The sequence below is a fragment of the Flavobacterium sp. WC2421 genome, assembly GCF_040822115.1.
GTDB lineage: Bacteria > Bacteroidota > Bacteroidia > Flavobacteriales > Flavobacteriaceae > Flavobacterium.
This window is the reverse complement of the sequence record NZ_CP162004.1, coordinates 3,202,884-3,221,481: the sequence shown is the minus strand read 5'-3', so window position 1 is coordinate 3,221,481 and position 18,598 is coordinate 3,202,884. Positions and strand designations below refer to the sequence as shown.

16 protein-coding genes are annotated in these 18,598 nt (G+C 33.6%); 1 reads left to right on the top strand and 15 read right to left on the bottom strand.

The window, feature by feature from the left end:
• Positions 1-146 precede the first annotated feature (146 nt).
• The 11 genes from AB3G33_RS13700 to AB3G33_RS13650 form a co-directional block, all read right to left on the bottom strand.
• On the bottom strand, positions 147-875 hold the full coding sequence (locus AB3G33_RS13700) for a TIGR00730 family Rossman fold protein (RefSeq protein WP_367753596.1): 729 nt from the start codon (positions 873-875) through the stop codon (positions 147-149).
• 335 nt (positions 876-1,210) lie between these two features.
• A complete protein-coding gene (locus AB3G33_RS13695) occupies positions 1,211-2,173 on the bottom strand; it encodes a GNAT family N-acetyltransferase (RefSeq protein WP_367770508.1) in 963 nt (320 codons plus the stop codon).
• A gap of 325 nt (positions 2,174-2,498) precedes the next feature.
• On the bottom strand, positions 2,499-3,638 hold the full coding sequence (locus AB3G33_RS13690) for a dipeptidase (RefSeq protein ID WP_367770505.1): 1,140 nt from the start codon (positions 3,636-3,638) through the stop codon (positions 2,499-2,501).
• A gap of 292 nt (positions 3,639-3,930) precedes the next feature.
• Positions 3,931-6,762: an excinuclease ABC subunit UvrA gene (gene uvrA / locus AB3G33_RS13685; protein WP_367770502.1), complete on the bottom strand. Its 2,832-nt coding sequence runs from the start codon at positions 6,760-6,762 to the stop codon at positions 3,931-3,933.
• A 306-nt stretch (positions 6,763-7,068) separates the two neighbouring features.
• Positions 7,069-8,022: a Fic family protein gene (locus AB3G33_RS13680; protein WP_367770499.1), complete on the bottom strand. Its 954-nt coding sequence runs from the start codon at positions 8,020-8,022 to the stop codon at positions 7,069-7,071.
• A 78-nt stretch (positions 8,023-8,100) separates the two neighbouring features.
• Positions 8,101-9,885 (bottom strand): chloride channel protein, encoded by a 1,785-nt coding sequence (locus AB3G33_RS13675; protein WP_367753588.1) that lies wholly within the window; start codon positions 9,883-9,885, stop codon positions 8,101-8,103.
• Positions 9,886-10,013: 128 nt separating this feature from the next.
• On the bottom strand, positions 10,014-10,454 hold the full coding sequence (locus AB3G33_RS13670; protein ID WP_367774154.1) for a DNA alkylation repair protein: 441 nt from the start codon (positions 10,452-10,454) through the stop codon (positions 10,014-10,016).
• On the bottom strand, positions 10,420-10,596 hold the full coding sequence (locus tag AB3G33_RS13665) for a hypothetical protein (protein WP_367770496.1): 177 nt from the start codon (positions 10,594-10,596) through the stop codon (positions 10,420-10,422). The genes AB3G33_RS13670 and AB3G33_RS13665 overlap by 35 nt, the downstream gene beginning before the upstream one ends.
• 3 nt (positions 10,597-10,599) lie before the next feature.
• Entirely contained in the window at positions 10,600-12,285 is a 1,686-nt protein-coding gene (gene ggt, locus AB3G33_RS13660; protein WP_367770493.1) for a gamma-glutamyltransferase, read from the bottom strand.
• A 52-nt stretch (positions 12,286-12,337) separates the two neighbouring features.
• Positions 12,338-14,023 carry a gamma-glutamyltransferase gene (ggt, locus tag AB3G33_RS13655; RefSeq protein ID WP_367770490.1) on the bottom strand — a complete coding sequence of 562 codons (1,686 nt, stop codon included), beginning with the start codon at positions 14,021-14,023 and terminating at the stop codon, positions 12,338-12,340.
• Positions 14,024-14,049: 26 nt separating this feature from the next.
• Positions 14,050-14,634 carry an ACP phosphodiesterase gene (locus tag AB3G33_RS13650; protein WP_367770487.1) on the bottom strand — a complete coding sequence of 195 codons (585 nt, stop codon included), beginning with the start codon at positions 14,632-14,634 and terminating at the stop codon, positions 14,050-14,052.
• A gap of 97 nt (positions 14,635-14,731) precedes the next feature.
• Here AB3G33_RS13650 and glmM point away from each other — a divergent pair, with 97 nt between their 5' ends.
• Complete coding sequence (glmM, locus tag AB3G33_RS13645) at positions 14,732-16,129, top strand: phosphoglucosamine mutase (protein ID WP_367770484.1); 1,398 nt, start codon at positions 14,732-14,734, stop codon at positions 16,127-16,129.
• Positions 16,130-16,244: 115 nt separating this feature from the next.
• Here glmM and AB3G33_RS13640 read toward each other — a convergent pair whose 3' ends face one another.
• The 4 genes from AB3G33_RS13640 to AB3G33_RS13625 form a co-directional block, all read right to left on the bottom strand.
• Positions 16,245-16,643, bottom strand: coding sequence for a DoxX family protein (locus tag AB3G33_RS13640; RefSeq protein WP_367770481.1), 399 nt, complete (start codon positions 16,641-16,643; stop codon positions 16,245-16,247).
• 113 nt (positions 16,644-16,756) lie between these two features.
• Positions 16,757-16,999, bottom strand: a complete 243-nt coding sequence (locus tag AB3G33_RS13635) for a DUF1059 domain-containing protein (protein WP_367753574.1) — start codon at positions 16,997-16,999, stop codon at positions 16,757-16,759.
• Positions 17,000-17,262: 263 nt separating this feature from the next.
• Complete coding sequence (locus tag AB3G33_RS13630; protein ID WP_367770478.1) at positions 17,263-17,568, bottom strand: hypothetical protein; 306 nt, start codon at positions 17,566-17,568, stop codon at positions 17,263-17,265.
• A 455-nt stretch (positions 17,569-18,023) separates the two neighbouring features.
• Positions 18,024-18,485, bottom strand: a complete 462-nt coding sequence (locus AB3G33_RS13625; protein ID WP_367770476.1) for a hypothetical protein — start codon at positions 18,483-18,485, stop codon at positions 18,024-18,026.
• Positions 18,486-18,598: the final 113 nt, after the last annotated feature.

Here is an 18,598-nt window from a genome sequence, read left to right as displayed (position 1 = left end):
TCAATAAAGCCAAAGAAAAAAAAACGATTTTAGCGAATGATTTCAATTATGTATTCCAGATTAAATTGGATTCCAAGATACGTATATTTAGATAAAAACGTAATAAAGAACAAAAAAAAGCTGTTTTAAAAAAAACAGCTTTAGGATTAGAAATTAGGTTTTAAATTGTATTTTTTATAGAAATTGTCTAGTACTTCAACCACTTCGTCTTCGGTATCCACAATTTTAATTAAATTCAAATCATCTGGACTTACCGTTTGTTCTTTTTCGATAAGTACCGTTTTTACCCATTCTATCAGTCCAGACCAGAAACTCGTTCCCACAAGTATAATAGGGAATTTAGCAATTTTCTTAGTTTGTATTAACGTAATTGCTTCAAATAATTCGTCCATAGTACCAAAACCTCCTGGCATTACCACGAAACCTTGAGAATATTTTACAAACATTACTTTTCGAACAAAGAAATAATCAAAATTTAAATTCTTATCACCGTCAATATATGGATTAAAATGTTGCTCAAATGGCAACACAATATTTAACCCCACGGATGTTCCTCCGCCCAAGTGCGCTCCTTTATTTCCAGCTTCCATAATTCCAGGTCCACCACCAGTAATGACACCATAACCCGCTTTACTAATTTTAAAGGCAATACTTTCGGCAAGTAAGTAATACTTGTCTTCGGGCTTAGTTCTCGCCGATCCAAAAATAGAAACACAGGGTCCAATGCGCCCCATAGTTTCATAACCGTTTACAAATTCGGCCATGATTTTAAAAATCGCCCAGCTGTCATTAGTTCGTATTTCATTCCAAGTTTTTTGTTTCAAATGGTCTTGGATTACCTTATCCTCATCATTGTCAAAATCTTCTAGTCTCATATTTGTAAAATTGATAATTGAATATCAGCAACTTAGAGTTATTGATATTTAGTGTTAAAGTTATCAGGAGCTTTTTCCAGCTTTTCACTGTATCTTTTCCTTGCTGAAAATAGCAAGTAAAAGGATGCCGTTGCAATCTGGGCTAGTACTCTTGGATACTAAAGTAATTCTTTTTTTAAAAATGATACAATATTGTTTTTCTTATTTTTATAGGTTTTTTTGTAAAAAAGATAGGAGGAGGGTTAAAACTGCTGTCCTACAATAAATTAGTTGGTTCTGAGCTGAAAGATATAATTTCCTGAAAAAATTAGTTTCGATTGGGTTGTTTTATTCTTTTATACGGTATCGTTCAAGATCAATTCCATTTGAATGTTACATCGTTTGTAAGGCGTTGTGTGTCCAACTATTTTTTGAAAACCCAATTTTTGGTACAATTGGATAGCTGGTTTCAAAATAGTGTTGCTTTCCAAATATATATTTGAAGCACCTAGTTCTTTGGCCATATTAATAACTGCCGTACCCAGTAAAAAACCAATATTTTTACCTTGTGCTTTGGGAGAAACGGCCATTTTTGCCAGTTCAAAATCATAGGTGTTATCATTCATTTTAATGAGAGCACAAACGCCAAGAGGTTCATCGTTGTAAAGAGCAACAACTATTTTGCCTCCTTTATTTATTATATATTCGTTTGGATTGTCTAATGCTTTGTAATCGGCTTCTTCCATTTCAAAGTAGGTTGAAATCCATTCTTCATTAAGTGACTTAAAAGCTGATTGGAATTCAGCACTGTACTCAATAATCTTAACATTTTTACTTTCACGTAATTTTTTTTGTTCTAGAACTCTTTTAAATAGTGATTTTTGTTCTAAAATATATTCCCATTCCTCAATAGCCTCCCAAAGGTTATGGGTCGCTTCATTGATAATAGATTCTATAGCCAAATCAACATCTTTATATTGAAGACTTATTTTTTCTGAAAGTTTTATTCCTTTTGTAGTTAATGCAACTACGTTTCGGCGTTTATCATCTGAATTTAGGTTTACTTGAACTAGTGTAGCAGCAGTCATTTCTTTAATTATTTTTGTGACAGATGGTTGTGAATGTTTTATTTCATTTGCAATTTCAGTAATTGTCTTTTCTCCATCTTCTGAAAGAATAAAAAATACGGGAAACCATTTTGGCGAAAAGGTTACATCGTATAATTCATAAATTTGTGAGGCATCCTCCGTTACTTTGGCAGTCATTAAACGCAGTCTGCTACCTAAAGCCATTTTTCCAGTTTTTTCAAAAAAATCCATATACATATTTAATTATATAATTAGTTATGTAAATGTAATAAATAAAATAATCGAGCAAAATTTTATTTTATTTTTTTGAGGAAATACTAGTGAAATAAATTTCACTTCAAAAAGTAGCGCTTGTTTTTTTATTAAAAAGAAGTAATGATACACCTCCCAGATTCATTTCTAATAAAGTTATACATGTAACACGGGATTTATTAGCACTCTTATTCAATGCTTTGTAATAGTGTTGTAAAGTTTAGGTTTATGCTTTAAGTTATTTATGAGCTTGAATTATTAAGGTTAGGATTAGGTCTCAAATACTCTATTTTAAATGATCTTATTACTTTTTTGTTGCGGCATCAAAAACACGCAAGTAATTACCACCACCAATTTTTTCAATATCATTTTGATTAAAACCTGTTTTCAATAAGGCATCTACAACAACATAATAAAAACCTTCTTTTTGTTCTTTCCATGCAGTATTAGTTGTGCCACCTTGTCTTTTAATGAAACCCTCTGGGACAACCATTTTAGTGTCAGTTCCTAAACAAACGTGGTCAATACCAATAGTATTTACCATCGCTTTTATATTTTGTGCATACTCCATCGGTGATTCGGCAAGATGTGTCCAAACTCCAATTACTCCTCCAGATTTTGCAACAATTTTGGCTTGTTTTTCACTAATGAGCCTTGGCCTCATCATTTTGGACATTTTTGGGTCGTTTCCTAATTGAGTATCAAGTCCAGTATGAGAAATAATTATGGGTTTTGTAGATAATTGTAGTGCATCATTTATGGTATCATTACTGCAATGGGTAAGGTCAATTAGAATACCAAGACTATTGCATTCTCTTATTACTTTTTTACCCATTTCTGTAAGTCCTCCAAATCTAGGGGTATCAGTATAAATATCGCCTAACGGTATAAGAGATTGATTGTCATGTAGCAATCCTAAATGTCTGACTCCTCTATTATAAGCAATTGCGATACGTTCTATTTCCCCTTCTATAAAATGACCTCCTTCTACAGACTGGATGACAATAGGTTTATTTTCTTTTTTAGCTTTTTTTAAATCATTTAAATTAAGAGCACGATTGATATCGTTTCTTTTTAAAATTTCATCCATTTCATCTAAGCAAGTGTTGAATCTTTCGTAAGCTTCACCTTCTTTTGTTAAATCAGGGCGGTCAACTTGAAAAGTCATACATACTGCTGTCAAACCTGATATTTTCATTTGCTCGGCTAAATTATATTTCTGCCCAATGAATTCTTCTTTCCTATAAGGCACATCCATATGGCTGTGAGTGTCAATTCCAAAAGTTTTAGCTACTATTTTGGCTATTCTTGGGTCAAATTCTTTGCTGCTCGAAGCCCAACTTGAAAAAGGACTCAACACAATTGCTGTTCCAGCTCCAGTTGCACTAATAATAAATTGTCGTCTTGACCATCCTAGGTTACTGTTGTCCATGTTATCTTTCATGTATTATTAGCTTTGAGTTGTCATTAATAAGCATGCTATTTTTGAAATACTGAAAATCAACACAATTTAGCTAGGTGAATTAGCAGCATTCCTTTTTGTAAATTAATTATCTTTTGGACTTAAGATTTTTAAAAAGGTTTAATTTAAGGTTTGTTTTTTTTGAAATAGTATTTTACCACTTTCTATCTAGTAAATTAATTGGCGCTTGAAGTGTTGAAAAAGCATATTTGTTTTTTCATGTATGGGATGTTAATGGATATAAAAAGGAAATCCGCCTTGAAGCGGATTATAATTATTCTAATTCTTTCTTTAAAAACTGCGCCGTATAACTTTTTTTGTTTTTAATGATTTCTTCAGGAGTTCCCTTGGCAACTAGTGTTCCACCACCTTTTCCACCTTCTGGGCCGATGTCGATGATGTAATCGGCTAGTTTTATAACATCCATATTGTGCTCAATAATTAAGATGGTATTCCCTTTGTCTACCAGTTTATTAATTACAGTCATCAATACGCGAATGTCTTCAAAATGCAGGCCTGTGGTAGGTTCGTCTAGAATATAAAACGTATTTCCAGTATCTTTTTTAGACAGTTCTCCCGCCAGTTTTATACGTTGCGCTTCACCACCAGATAGGGTAGTGCTTTGTTGACCTAGCGTGATATATCCCAAACCTACATCTTGTATGGTTTTTACTTTTCTATATATTTTAGGAATCATTTCAAAAAAAGGAACCGCTTCATCAACCGTCATATTTAATACATCCGAAATGGATTTTCCTTTAAACCGAATCTCTAATGTTTCTCTATTGAAACGCTTTCCTTGACAGGTTTCGCACTCCACATACACATCGGGCAAAAAGTTCATTTCGATGGTACGAACCCCTGAACCTTCGCAGGTTTCACAACGTCCACCTTTTACATTAAAACTAAAACGGCCTGCTTTATAACCGCGTATCATACTTTCGGGAGTTTTGGTAAACAAAGCCCTGATTTCGGTAAATACTTCGGTATAGGTGGCAGGGTTAGAACGCGGTGTTCTCCCAATAGGACTTTGGTCGATATCAATAACTTTATCAATATGTTCCAGTCCTTCAATTTTCTTATATGGTTTTGGTTTTTTGACACCATTAAAATAAAAGGCATTCAAAATAGGGTAGAGAGTCTCGTTGATTAACGTTGATTTTCCACTGCCCGAAACTCCAGTGACGCAAATCATTTTACCCAAAGGCAAGTCAATAGTAACATTTTTTAAATTATTTCCGGTAGCGCCAGTCAATTTCATGAATTTTCCGTTGCCTTCTCTTCTTTTCTTGGGAATTTCTAATTTCATTTTCCCGTTCAAATACTGAGCAGTAATAGTATTGGATTGAAGTGTTTCGGCAGGTGTACCAATGCTGATAATTTCTCCACCAAATTTCCCCGCTTTCGGACCTATATCAATCACATAATCAGCTTGCTCAATCATGTCTTTATCATGTTCTACTACAATAACTGAGTTTCCAAGATCGCGTAATTGCTCCAAGGAATGAATTAGTTTTTCATTGTCTCTCTGGTGTAAACCTATACTTGGTTCATCTAGAATATAAAGAACTCCCACTAGTTGAGAACCTATTTGAGTGGCTAATCTAATGCGTTGTGCCTCTCCTCCAGAAAGTGATTTTGAACTACGGTTTAAAGCCAAATAATCCAAACCTACATTCATCAAAAAATGCAATCGATCCTTGATTTCTTTAATAACTTCGGTAGCGATTCTTTTTTGTTTATCTGATAAATGGGTGTTTAAATCATTGAACCATGCAGTCAAATCAGAAATATCCATATCACATAATTCCGCTATGTTTTTCTCGTTTATTTTAAAGAATAACGCTTCTTTTTTTAATCTAGATCCTTCACAAACGGGACATTTTATTTCGTCCATGAATTCCTTGGCCCAACGCTTAATAGTAGTTGAACCACTCTCATCATGTTGGTTTTTTATGAAATGAGAAATACCTTCAAAATCAATTTTATAATCTCTTGCAACTCCCAAAAGAGCCGAGTTTATTGTGAATTTTTCTTTCCCACCATTCAAAATCATTTCCATCGCTTCCTCTGGAATTTTTTCTATGGGATCTGTAATTTTAAAATCGTATTTCTCTCCTATGATTTCCAGTTGCTTAAAAATCCAAGAGGATTTGTATTCGCCCAAAGGCGCAAAACCCCCTGCTTTAATCGACAATTTAGGATTGGGGATAATCTTTTTAACGTTGATTTCATTTACCGTTCCCAGACCATTACAATGATCACAGGCTCCTTTTGGAGAGTTAAACGAAAATAAATTAGGCTCTGGATTTTGATAGGATATTCCCGTTGTAGGACACATTAAATTTCTACTGAAATAACGAACTTCGTTAGAATCTTGGTCCAGCACCATTAATACATTTTCTCCATGATGCATGGCCGTATTAATGCTTTCTGATAATCGTTTTTGATTGTCGGGCGTTTCTTCTACTAGCATTCTATCCACAACAATTTCGATATCGTGTGTTTTATAGCGATCCAGTTTCATTCCAGTTGTAATTTCGCGAACTTCTCCGTTTACACGAACTTTTAGAAAACCTTGCTTGGCAATTTGTTGAAACAATTCGCCATAATGCCCTTTTCTAGCTCTAATTACTGGAGCCAGAATATTGATGCGTTTATTGGTAAAATCATGGGTAATTAAGTCTTTAATTTGCTCATCACTGTAGCTCACCATTTTCTCACCCGTGTTGTAACTGTAAGCATCGGCGCCACGAGCATAAAGCAAACGCAAGAAATCATATATTTCTGTAATAGTTCCCACGGTCGAACGCGGACTCTTACTAGTCGTTTTTTGTTCAATGGCAATAACAGGCGAAAGTCCATCAATTTTATCGACATCCGGACGCTCTAAACCGCCCAAGAATTGTCGTGCATAAGCCGAAAATGTTTCTACATAACGACGCTGTCCTTCGGCATAAATAGTATCAAAAGCCAATGAGGATTTCCCAGAACCCGAAAGCCCAGTTATAACAACTAGTTTCTCTCTTGGAATCGAAACATCTATGTTTTTAAGGTTGTGAACGCGTGCCCCTTGAACTTCTATGGTATTGTCTTTGTCTAACATAATTTTTGCAAAAAAGCAAAGTTAACCTTTTGATTTATTCTTTCCATAGAACACTTTAGAAGTTTATGTTAAAATGGAGTGCATTTTTTAGAAAAAAGCTGTTGTTTTTTAGGAGCAGTACGATTTAGTTTTCAATTAGGTTGTCTTCCCGCTTTTCATTTCAATCTTGTGTGGCAAAACACTTGCCCCACAAGGATTTCCACTTCAATCGGGGCTAGAGAGAGGCTTTTGTTGTTGAAATGAGGAATTTGTATTGAGCACTAAATTTTTATTTGAGAGTTAAATACAAAAACGCTAACAATTGTGTTAGCGTTTTCTTTTTCTTGTAGTCATATAATTTTCGACAGCTTCCCTTGTAGTAAGCCAGTTACGACCTTCTTTGTAAGCATCTATTTTACCTTGTCTTGCTAATAAGCTAATATATTCTTGACCATAAGCCATCCCTGGTTCTTGAACAAGATTCGAAATTTCAATGTATTCATTATCATTACCAGGAAGTGCATTCAAGTAGATATTAAGCGTACGCTCCAAAGCTTGGCACATCAATAAGGTCATTTTTTGATAATTACCACCATTGGCTTGGTTGAGTGCTTCATAGTATTTCTTGCGGTCATTTTTTAAGATAATCGCAGGTGGAAAACCACAACGCATCAATAATAAATTCATAGCTAAGCGAAACGTACGACCATTTCCATCAAAAAAAGGATGAATCCAAACGAGTTTATGATGAAAAATTGCCGCGAGCTCAATATCATTAAGACCTAGCGGATTTGTATTGATAAAATCTATTAACTCATCTAGCAAATCAGAGACTTTATTGGCATTTGGTGGGACAAAATTAGCTCCAGAAATTCGTACACCTCCATTGCGCAAGCGACCTGCAAAATCATCTTCAATGGAACGTAAAACTAGTCCATGCAATGATAAAATATCAATACTGCGCAATACATAATCATCGTTTACAATTGAAAATAAATAATCGATTGCTTTATCGTGATTGTGTGTTTCAAAATGTTCTCGTAATGATTTTCCTTTGATGGTTATTCCTTCTTGTAGGACCATTTGAGTTTCTCTTAAACTTAGTGTGTTTCCTTCAATACTATTAGAATTGTAAGTCCATTCTATGGAAAGACTTTCTTTGATTTTATTCAAAGCGATATTGGGCAAGGGTCTGCTGGTTTGCAAAACTTGCTTTTTTTCATACAAACGATCAAAGGTTGTTTGAAATTCTTCTCTATAGCTTAGATCTATCTTCCACATAACTACAAAGATACTCTTATTATCGGGAATATCACAAAATTAACCTATCCGATATTAAAATAAACTATTTTATTGAATTTATTCGATGGTCATTGATTTTAACTTGGTTCTGTAAGCTTCTAACGCAATAGATTTTGAGATGAATCCATGGTATTTTTCATCTTTAATAACAGGGAGAAAAGCCATTTTGGATCTTTCAAACTTATTCATAACCGTCTCCATACTATTAAAAGGATAGATAACTTCTGCAGGGGTTGACATAATATTTTTGACCAAAGTGTATTTAACACGATAAGAATTAAATATAATTTCTCGGATATGATTGAAATGAACTATACCTAATAAATGTTTTTCATTGTCAACAACAGCAAAAATCACTTGATTGGAATGTGATATTAAATCAACTAATTTTTCTAGATTTTCATCTGGAGAAATGGTTAAATAATCCGTTTGTATGATAGAATTAGTGTCTAGGGTTGAAAGTACATTGGTATCTTTATTACTTGTAAAAGCATGTCCTTTTTGAACTAAATCTTTTACGTCCATCGAATGTTTTTCAAAACGTTTTGAAATAGCAAAACTAATAGACGCCACAATCATTAGTGGGAGCATTAAACTATAGCCACCTGTGATTTCAGCAATAAGGAATATAGCTGTTAACGGTGCATGAAACAAGCCACTCAAAATTCCAGCCATTCCTACCATGGTAAAATTACTAACGGGTAATTTTGTAAGTCCAGTTAAATTTATAAATTTTGAAAAGAAATAACCAAGATAAGAACCCAAGAATAAAGCAGGGGCAAAGTTCCCTCCATTTCCTCCAGAACCTAATGTAATTCCCGTGGCGAAAACCTTTAACATCATTGTACAACCAACGAATGCTAGTAGAACCCAACTATTATTTCTAAAATCACTAAAAAGGGTGTTTTCTAATAATTTTCCAGGATCATTATCAGATAATACTTTAATACTTTCATAACCTTCTCCAAATAAAGTAGGGAAAATGAATATTAGAACGGCTAAAATGGAGGCACCTAGTAAAGCTTTTTTATAAGGGTTTAATTTGAGTCGGTGAAAAAAGTGCTCCGTTTTCTGAAAATTTCGGGTATAATAAATAGAAATAAATCCAGTAAATATTCCTAAAAGAATATAAAACGGTATTTTGTGGTAATCAAAAACTTGCTGTTGTCTAAAATTTAATAAGATCGTTTCATCCAATACAATTTCGGATACTAGGGCTCCTGTCGCAGCAGCAATCATAATAGGTGTAAAAGCAGAGATGCTCACATCTACCAAAAGAAATTCAATTGCAAACAAAACTCCCGCAATAGGAGCATTAAATGCAGCTGCAATTCCGGCGGCTACTCCACAACCTATGAGTAAAGTTCGGTCTTTATAACTGAGTTTGTATTTTTGAGCATAATTAGATCCAAAAGCGGCACCAGTAACTACTATTGGGCTTTCCAGTCCTGCGGATCCTCCTAGACCTACTGTTAGGGAACTAGTAAGAATTTGTGCATACATTTGTTTTTTGGGAATAATGCTGGCTTTCTTGGCTACACCGTATAAAATTTGTGAAGTTCCTTTTTCAATTGAGCCACCAAGTACTCTTTTGACTACAAAAACGGTAAGTAAAAGTCCGGCAATGGGTAAAACACTATTGATGAAACTCAATTTTAAAATTCCGTTGATATAAGTAGCAAATGAAAAAACCCAGTGGGCAAATGTTTTTAAAACAATTACAGCAAATGCTGAAGTGATACCAACTAGTACGCTAGATAAGAAGATAAATTGCTTTTCTGTCAGGATGGATTGGGACCAAGCTATTATGCTTTCTAATTTAGATCTAAATTTTTTGAACATTTATCTTTATTTGAAAATGCTAAATTACTATTATTTTAAGCATTTCTTAAATTTTTTAAAGCTTCTTTTTTGCTCAATGGCTTTAAGGTTTCACTATTAACAAATTTTTCTACATCAAGAGGATTTGTTTAGGCATATTCTCGTAATGACCATCCACTTGCTTTTTGAATAAAAAATTCGGAGGAATCTTGATGTTTCAGACAAACCTTTTTTAATAGATCAAAATTGGTTTTTGTTTTATATCCAAGTTGAAATAAAATGGCACTTCTATTCAACCACATATTTTCGGAATTTGAAAATTCAGTTACGATTAAGTGAATAGATTTTGGAAACTCAACTAAATATTGACCTAAAATATATTTAGAAATGCTATCCACACTGTCCCACCAAGGATGGGTTGTAATTAATTTTTTAATAAGTTCGATATCATCATATAGGTATTTTCCTTTGAGTTCTTTGATTATGATTTCAATTGCACAATAATGTAATTCCCTTTCTTTCTTTTTAAATAAAAGCACCGCTATCGCTCTTGCGTTAGCGGTGACTTCTATTTTGTTTTTCTTCCAGATTGCTGTAAAAAGACTTCTTCTTTCGGGCGTTTTTATCCAAAAAAAAAGGAAATTTATTTTTCATGTATTTTGCCATAGCAAAACCATTTTCGGCATGGCTATTTTCTTGAAAAGTATTGTCTAGCTCACTAATAAAAGGCATAATCTAAAATCCGACTGCTTTGTCATCGCCTCTAAAGTCGGCTCCACCTTCCAGTTTTCCATTTGGAAGCGCAAGAATTGCATCAACTTTACCGATAACAGGAGTCGTTTTTTCGTTAATCAAATACCCTTTTTCTTTTAATGTTTCTAATGTTTTAACGTCAAAAGTATTGGGTTCAAAAGTAATTAAATCAGGCAACCATTGGTGATGAAAACGAGGTGCATTTACCGCATCTTGCATACTCAATTGGTATTCATATACATTCAAAATGGTTTGTAATACCGAAGTGATAATAGTAGAGCCTCCTGGTGAACCCACGGTCATAAATAATTTTCCGTTTTTTTCAACAATCGTTGGAGTCATAGAACTCAACATTCTTTTTTCGGGAGCGATACTATTGGCTTCATTCCCAACTAATCCAAACATATTTGGGGTTCCTGGTTTTGAACTAAAATCATCCATTTCATTATTCAACATAAAGCCCAGTTCGTCACAATAATATTTAGAACCATATCCTGCATTCAGTGTTGTTGTTGCCGAAACTGAATTACCAAACTGATCGACAATAGAGTAGTGGGTGGTCTCCATGCTTTCATTGTAAGTTACTTTTCCTTCTTTTATATCAAAGGATAATGTGGCTTTATCAACGTTAAAACTACTCATTCTACCTTTTAAATAGGTGTCATCCATTAACGCTTTCAAAGGGATCTTTACAAAATCTGGATCACCCAAAAAGTAACTTCTATCAGCATAAGCTCTTCTCTCAGCTTCTACAATAACTTGAATTCCTTGAGCCGAATTGTGACCCATTTTTGCTAAATCATAAGGAGCAATCATTTTCATAATTTGCGCCAAGCAGATACCACCACTGCTAGGAGGCGCCATAGAAATAATATTTAAATCTTTATATTTAAACGTAATGGGATTTCTCCATTTGGCCTCGTACTTCGCCAAATCTTCCATGGTAATAATAGCTCCTTTTTCTTTTAAATAAGCTACTAATGTTCTTGCTGTTTCTCCTTTGTAAAACTCATCTCTTCCATTTTTTGAGATTCTTTTTAACGTTTTTGCTAAAGCGGGATATTTAATAGTGTCATTCTCTTTATACACTTTAGAAAGAACAGAGTTAGCTCCGTTTATTTTTGTCAGTTCCTCTCGGTATTCATTTAAGCGTTCTTCTTGTTTGTGAGTCACAATCACTCCGCGTTCAGCTAACTCGATAACAGGTTTCAAAATTTCAGCCATTGGTAAAGAACCCAATTTTTTATGCACAGCAAAAACACCAGCTATAGTTCCTGGAATTCCTATGGCCAAAGGCGTTTTAGTACTTTTTCCTTTGATTACATTTCCCTCTTTATCAAGAAACATATCTTTTGTAGCTGCTAATGGTGCTTTTTCACGGTAATCTAAAGTCCCCGTTTCTCCATTGGCTTTTCTATACACCATAAAGCCGCCACCGCCTATGTTACCTGCATAAGGATAAGCAACAGCAAGAGATAATTCTGTGGCAACCATAGCATCAAATGCATTTCCGCCTTTTTTCATGATTTCGACACCAATCTTAGAAGCTTCTTCTCGTGCCGAAACGACCATAGCTTTATTGGCAACCAGTCCTGTTGGTTTTACTGAAGTGTTTTGAGCTTTACAACCGAAACAAATGACACTAAGTAGAATAATAATTTTTTTCATTTCTGGGGTATTTTAATAATTGTTTTGGAATAGAATAAATTATAAATTAATTTTAAAAACCAACGGCTTTATTGTCTTCTCTTTTATCTGCACCACCTTCTAATTTTCCATTGGCCAAGATTAAAATTGCATCAACCTGACCCACTATTTCTTTATTAGTCTCATTGACTTTATATCCTTTTTCTTTTACTTTTTTCAATAGTTCTTTGTCAAATGAGTTGGGCTCAAATGTGATTTCGTCAGGCAACCACTGATGATGAAAACGAGGAGCATTAACCGCTTCTTGCATACTCATATTATACTCATATACATTCAAAATCGTTTGTAAAACTGAGGTGATAATAGTAGATCCTCCTGGAGTTCCAACTACCATGAATAGTTTTTTGTCTTTTTCTACAATAGTTGGGGTCATAGAACTTAGCATTCTTTTTCCTGGAGCGATACTATTCGCTTCAGTGCCTGTAAGGCCATAGAGGTTAGGAACACCAGGCTTAGCACTAAAATCATCCATTTGATTGTTTAGAAAAAAGCCTAATTCATCGCAGTATATTTTAGAGCCATAATTATCATTTAAAGTTGTTGTAGCTGAAACGGCGTTACCTTCGGCATCTACTATAGAGTAATGTGTGGTTTGTTTGCTTTCGTAGCCTGGGATTTTACCTTTTCCAATTTCAGAAGATTTTGATGCTTTATCGAATGAGAAATCACTCATTCTATTTTTGATATAAGTAGAATCTAATAGTTCTTTTACAGGAAGTTGTACAAAATCAGGATCGCCTAAGAATGAATTTCTATCCGCATACGCTCTGCGTTCGGCTTCTGTAATTACCTGAATTGCTTTCACGCTGTTGTGTCCCATTTGTGCCAGATCAAAAGGCTCAATCATTTTCATTATTTGGTTCAAACAAATTCCACCGCTACTAGGCGGAGACATAGATGTAATTTTTAAATCTTTGTATTTAAAAGTAATTGGTGTTCTCCATTTTGCTTCATAGGTATTCAAGTCTTTAACAGTCATATTACCTCCTTTGTTATTCAAAAAAGTAATTAGCTTTTGAGCCGTTTCCCCTTTGTAAAACTCATCACGACCATTATCAGATATTCTTTGTAAAGTGGCAGCTAGTGCTGGATATTTTATAGTGTCTCCCGCCTTATATTCTTGAGAAAACAAACTATTTGGGCCATTGGTTTTAATAAAAGTAGCTCTATAATCAGATAAGCTTTTTGCTTGATGATCGGTGACAACGACTCCTTTTTTAGCTAAAGCGATTACGGGAGCCAGAATTTCCGCAATCGGTAAAGAACCGTATTTTTTATGCACGGCAAATAAACCAGCGAGTGTTCCAGGAACTCCTGAAGCAAATGCAGTTTCTCTACTTTTACCTTCGATTACATTTCCATCTTTATCTAGAAACATATCTTTCGATGCAGCCAAAGGTGCTTTTTCTCTATAATCTAAGGCCCCCGTTTCTCCGTTTGCTTTTCTATATACCATAAAACCACCACCACCTATGTTTCCAGCTTGCGGATAAGAAACAGCCAAAGCCAGCTCAGTCGCAACCATAGCATCAAATGCATTTCCGCCTTTTTTCATTATGGCAACTCCTATTGCTGAGGCTTCTTCTCGTGCCGAAACAACCATTGCTTTATTTGTTACAAGACCAGTTGGGGATATTACTTTTTCATTTGACTTACAGCCTAGAATACTTAAGGAAAGGAATAGAATTATTTTTTTCATGTTTTGGTTGTGGTTTATTATATGTTTTATAAGGTTGTTAATTTTTGTATTACATGTGCTCTTAAATCTTCAAAGAAATCAGTGAATTCCTGTTCAAAATCTACATAAAATTCTAGTAGTTCATCAGTTGCAAAACGCATTTTTGATTTGTTTTTAGTCCGACTATCCATTTGGGTCAAGATTTGATTTATTCCTTCAACCGTTTGATAACTAGACAACCAATTTTGTTTGACCATGTAAGGCATTAAACCAATGGTTCTTTCAGTAAGGATTGATCGGTTGTCATCCAAGGACTGATAAAATCGTTGTACAAAATTTTCTAAGCTTTCATTAGAATAGTTATTCCAATTTTTTGATAAGAAATGATCGTAAAAGACATCGACAATTACACCAGCATAATGATGGTATCTTTTGTGCAATTTTTTAGTACTTTGTCTAAAAACGGGATGGGCATCTGTAAAAGTATCAATGGCTCTATGCAAGACAATCCCTTTTTGCACATCCAAGGGAAAAGTTTCAAAATGTTTCCCTCGAATACCATCAGCCATAAAATTGCCAATTTTGATTAAATCATTGTCGCCTGAAAGATAGATGTGTGCTAGAAAATTCATTCGCCTAAATTATGAATTCTAATTGACATTTTTAAACTGTCAATTATTATATTTGTGGAAATTATAAATAAATCACTCAAAATTTAAATAGATATAAATGACTTTAATAAAATCAATTTCAGGAATTCGTGGAACTATAGGAGGTAAAGTGGGAGATAACTTAACGCCAGTGGATGCAGTAAAATTTGCTTCAGCATATGGTACTTGGTTGAAAAACAATACACTAGAAAGAACAAATGCTAAACTAAAAGTAGTCGTAGGTCGTGATGCTCGTATTTCAGGACCAATGATTCATAACTTAGTAGTAAATACCTTGATTGGATTAGGAATTGACGTTATTGATTTAGGTTTATCTACAACTCCTACAGTAGAAATAGCAGTTCCTTTGGAAAATGCAGATGGTGGAATTATTCTTACTGCTTCTCACAATCCAAAACAATGGAATGCCTTAAAGTTATTGAATGGAAAAGGGGAATTCTTGAATGGAATTGAAGGAGAAAAAATCCTTGTTATTGCCGAGGCTGAAGCTTTTGATTTTTCGGATGTAGATAGTTTAGGAGAAATAACAGAGAACGATGCTTATATGGATATTCATATTGATGAAGTATTGAATCTTCCTTTGGTAGATGTTGAAGCTGTAAAAGCAGCTAAATTTAAAGTGGTTGTTGATGGTGTGAATTCATCTGGAGGAATTATTATTCCTAAGTTACTAGAATTGATGGGAGTAGAAGTAGTAAAATTGTACTGTGAACCTAATGGTCATTTTCCTCATAACCCAGAACCTCTAAAAGAACATTTGACTGATATTTCAGAATTAGTTGTTAAAGAAAAAGCAGATTTAGGTGTTGTTGTTGATCCAGATGTGGATCGTTTGGCTTTCATTTGTGAAGACGGAGAAATGTTTGGAGAAGAATATACCCTTGTGGCTTGCGCCGATTATGTATTGAGTAAAACGCCAGGAAATACAGTTTCTAATATGTCGTCTTCTCGTGCTTTGCGTGATGTGACAAACAAGCATAACGGGAATTATGAAGCATCGGCTGTAGGTGAAGTGAATGTAGTTGACTTAATAAAAAAGAACAATGCCATTATAGGTGGTGAAGGGAATGGTGGAATCATTTATCCGGAATCGCATTATGGTCGTGATAGTTTAGTAGGCGTAGCGTTGTTTTTGACGCATTTGGCCAATAAAAAAATGACAGTTTCTGCTTTGCGTGCTTCCTATCCAGAATACTACATGAGTAAGAATAAGATTGAATTGACACCACAAATTGATGTTGATGCTATTCTGGTTGCTATGACTGAGAAGTATAAAAACGAAGATATCACTACAATTGACGGAGTGAAAATTGACTTTGCTAATGAGTGGGTGCATTTAAGAAAATCAAATACGGAACCGATTATTCGTATTTATACAGAAGCACCTACGCAAGCTCAAGCGGATACGTTAGCATTGCGCATTATAGATGAAATAAAAGCGGTAGCTGGAATTTAAAAAACGTATTTATTAAATAGTAAACCCCTTTCAAATTTTATTTTGAAAGGGGTTTTGTTTTTAAGCTTGAAATGGAACGAACATAATTTAAAAAAAAGTAATAGCACTAATTTATTTAATCCCATTTATTTGTTGTTGAAATTGCATATTTCCCACTACCAGAAAAGAATAAAGCAAGGGCACCTAAAAGGTATAAACCTATTAATTCCAATTGCCAACCACCATTTTCGTTTAAAGAAAATAAATCTCCAGTGTGTACTAATAGGGTAGCAAATAATAAACCAAAAATATAGGCTACAGAGGCTAATCTTGTTCTATACCCAATTAGAATTAGGAGCGGTGCAATAATTTCAGTGATATAAACCCCATAGGCTAGAAAAGAGGGTAGCCCTTTTTCGCCTAACATACCTTCAATGAATGATACGCCTCCTAGTTTAGCGATTCCATGAAATAACATTAATGCACCTACTGAAATTCGAAGTATTAATAAGGCTAGATTGGTATTTTTATTCATAATATTAATAATTGATTAGTGTTTTTTTGAAGAGATGAAAAGACAGAATAGTACTTTAAAACTAATTAACTTCATTTATTTAGTTGTACTATTTATATGTTTTGTTATGATTATTATATTTTATCAGATGACAAAGAGTCGAAAGTTTTTCTTTTGTTTTCAAACCATGCATTCATTCCTTCCGGAAAATGCATGAGTTCTTGCATTTCTCTCAAAGCTTTACTATGTGGTTCATCCCCTTTTTGAATCATTTCCATAGCGTGGTTTTTGCTCAATTCAGCTATTTCTTCAAAAGTTTTAGCTTGAAATGCAGTATCACACGCTCCTCCTAGTTGTTTACATGTCATTGTTTTCATAAGGTTGGTTTTTAATTAATAATGGACTAAATACGCAGATTTGAAATTCTATTTAAGATAAAACTAAGCAGATATTTTAGTCATAATACGGTGTTATACTGTAAATATAAAGGAATTAAAATACAAATTGATTGGTTTTGATAAAAGTATTTAGAAGATAACAATTGAGATTAAGTTTAAAAAGGTCTGTTTTTATAAATAGTAAAACCCTTTCAAATGCTTGTTTTGAAAGGGTTTTATTTTTTAAATGCGATTGGTTTGGGTTATAATACCGCTGATTTGGCATTATTATATTCATAGTGTAGCGGTAAAATAACGGGTTTAGGTTCTTTGACACCGTGTTTGTTTAGAATTGGCATTAGCGCTTGTCCAAACTCATTGAACTTATCTGCGTTTTCCCATACATCAACTACTTTGACGCCCTTATCGGTTGGAGCACCAGCATGGTGAATCAATCCTTGTGGGTTTTGATGTCCAGCGGCACGAAGGTCATTCCATATTTGATCGTATTCCTTTACTGACATTCCAGGAAAGTCAAATTGAACCATAACTTTTTTCTTATTTTCCATTTTGTAGTAATTTTATTTTCTACTCGTTTGGCTTTTCGATAACGCCCCGTTTTTAAAATGGTTTCTGGTCTCCACTTTTTATAAAATTATATTTCATTTATAGGAGTAGTTGGTAATTATTCTGGAAAAGTATTTAATAACTAAATAAATAAGAGTTTAGTAGGGTACTCCAATTTTATTTTTATTAAAAATACAAATATTAAAAAATCTAAAGTATTAAATAACAGTTAAATAGATGTTTTTTAACATCCGTAGTTTTATAAATAAAAAAAATAGGACTAAAGGATTGTTAATTAAAAGACTAAAAAAAAAGAAGCACAATGGCTTCTTGAAATTGCTATGACTTATTGATTTTAAACTCATAGGGGATGGATGTAGAGCGGTTCCGTTTAATACGGTTTTAAGGTTTGTGCTACAAGTGCAACTAAATATAAGCGCTTAGTTATTAATATATTTTATTTTTTTATTAGCTCGAAAGGGTAATTTTCGAAAGGACTAGATGTTAATTTTAGATGTTTTTTTTCATCATTTATTTCAAAAGAAACATCTGCTTCTTGATTATTTTTAAAGTGTAAATCAAGCGTTGTAATATCACCCCTAAATATGTCCCATTTACCCTTTCCCTGCTGTTTTAATCCAAGTAAATTGTTAAGTTCAAAAGTTCCATCAATTTTGATCTTTAAAACTATTTCGTTTTTTCCGAGGATATTATAATGTCCAACTACATTTTTTTCAAAATTATTTTGAATTACTTCCATTAAAAATAAATGAATGATTGGCAATGAAATAAAAAAGATTCCGGTAATGATTCTAGATTTATCTTTTCTTTTATAATATTGAAATATGCCAAAGATTAGTAAAATTATGCCAACTATTGGACAAACAAAATACAGAGGAAAAATCCAAAGTGCTTCCATTAATTAAAGTTTTTTTATTTATGTTCTGTCCAATTTAGACTATAATAATCTTTTCCAATGAATGCTTTTATATCAAACTTATATTTGAACTCTAGATGAGAAAAAGAAAAAGC

Excerpts from the sequence above, each read along its gene's own strand:
- AB3G33_RS13650 (WP_367770487.1), bottom strand. The coding sequence starts at position 14,634 with ATGAATTTTCTAGCACACATCTATCTTTCAGGCGACAATGATTTAATC.
- AB3G33_RS13640 (WP_367770481.1), bottom strand. The coding sequence starts at position 16,643 with ATGAATAAAAATACCAATCTAGCCTTATTAATACTTCGAATTTCAGTA.
- uvrA (WP_367770502.1), bottom strand. The coding sequence starts at position 6,762 with ATGTTAGACAAAGACAATACCATAGAAGTTCAAGGGGCACGCGTTCAC.
- ggt (WP_367770490.1), bottom strand. The coding sequence starts at position 14,023 with ATGAAAAAAATAATTCTATTCCTTTCCTTAAGTATTCTAGGCTGTAAG.
- glmM (WP_367770484.1), top strand. The coding sequence starts at position 14,732 with ATGACTTTAATAAAATCAATTTCAGGAATTCGTGGAACTATAGGAGGT.
- AB3G33_RS13695 (WP_367770508.1), bottom strand. The coding sequence starts at position 2,173 with ATGGATTTTTTTGAAAAAACTGGAAAAATGGCTTTAGGTAGCAGACTG.
- AB3G33_RS13700 (WP_367753596.1), bottom strand. The coding sequence starts at position 875 with ATGAGACTAGAAGATTTTGACAATGATGAGGATAAGGTAATCCAAGAC.
- AB3G33_RS13680 (WP_367770499.1), bottom strand. The coding sequence starts at position 8,022 with ATGTGGAAGATAGATCTAAGCTATAGAGAAGAATTTCAAACAACCTTT.
- AB3G33_RS13635 (WP_367753574.1), bottom strand. The coding sequence starts at position 16,999 with ATGAAAACAATGACATGTAAACAACTAGGAGGAGCGTGTGATACTGCA.
- AB3G33_RS13630 (WP_367770478.1), bottom strand. The coding sequence starts at position 17,568 with ATGGAAAATAAGAAAAAAGTTATGGTTCAATTTGACTTTCCTGGAATG.
- AB3G33_RS13665 (WP_367770496.1), bottom strand. The coding sequence starts at position 10,596 with ATGCCTTTTATTAGTGAGCTAGACAATACTTTTCAAGAAAATAGCCAT.
- AB3G33_RS13690 (WP_367770505.1), bottom strand. The coding sequence starts at position 3,638 with ATGAAAGATAACATGGACAACAGTAACCTAGGATGGTCAAGACGACAA.
- AB3G33_RS13675 (WP_367753588.1), bottom strand. The coding sequence starts at position 9,885 with ATGTTCAAAAAATTTAGATCTAAATTAGAAAGCATAATAGCTTGGTCC.
- AB3G33_RS13625 (WP_367770476.1), bottom strand. The coding sequence starts at position 18,485 with ATGGAAGCACTTTGGATTTTTCCTCTGTATTTTGTTTGTCCAATAGTT.
- ggt (WP_367770493.1), bottom strand. The coding sequence starts at position 12,285 with ATGAAAAAAATTATTATTCTACTTAGTGTCATTTGTTTCGGTTGTAAA.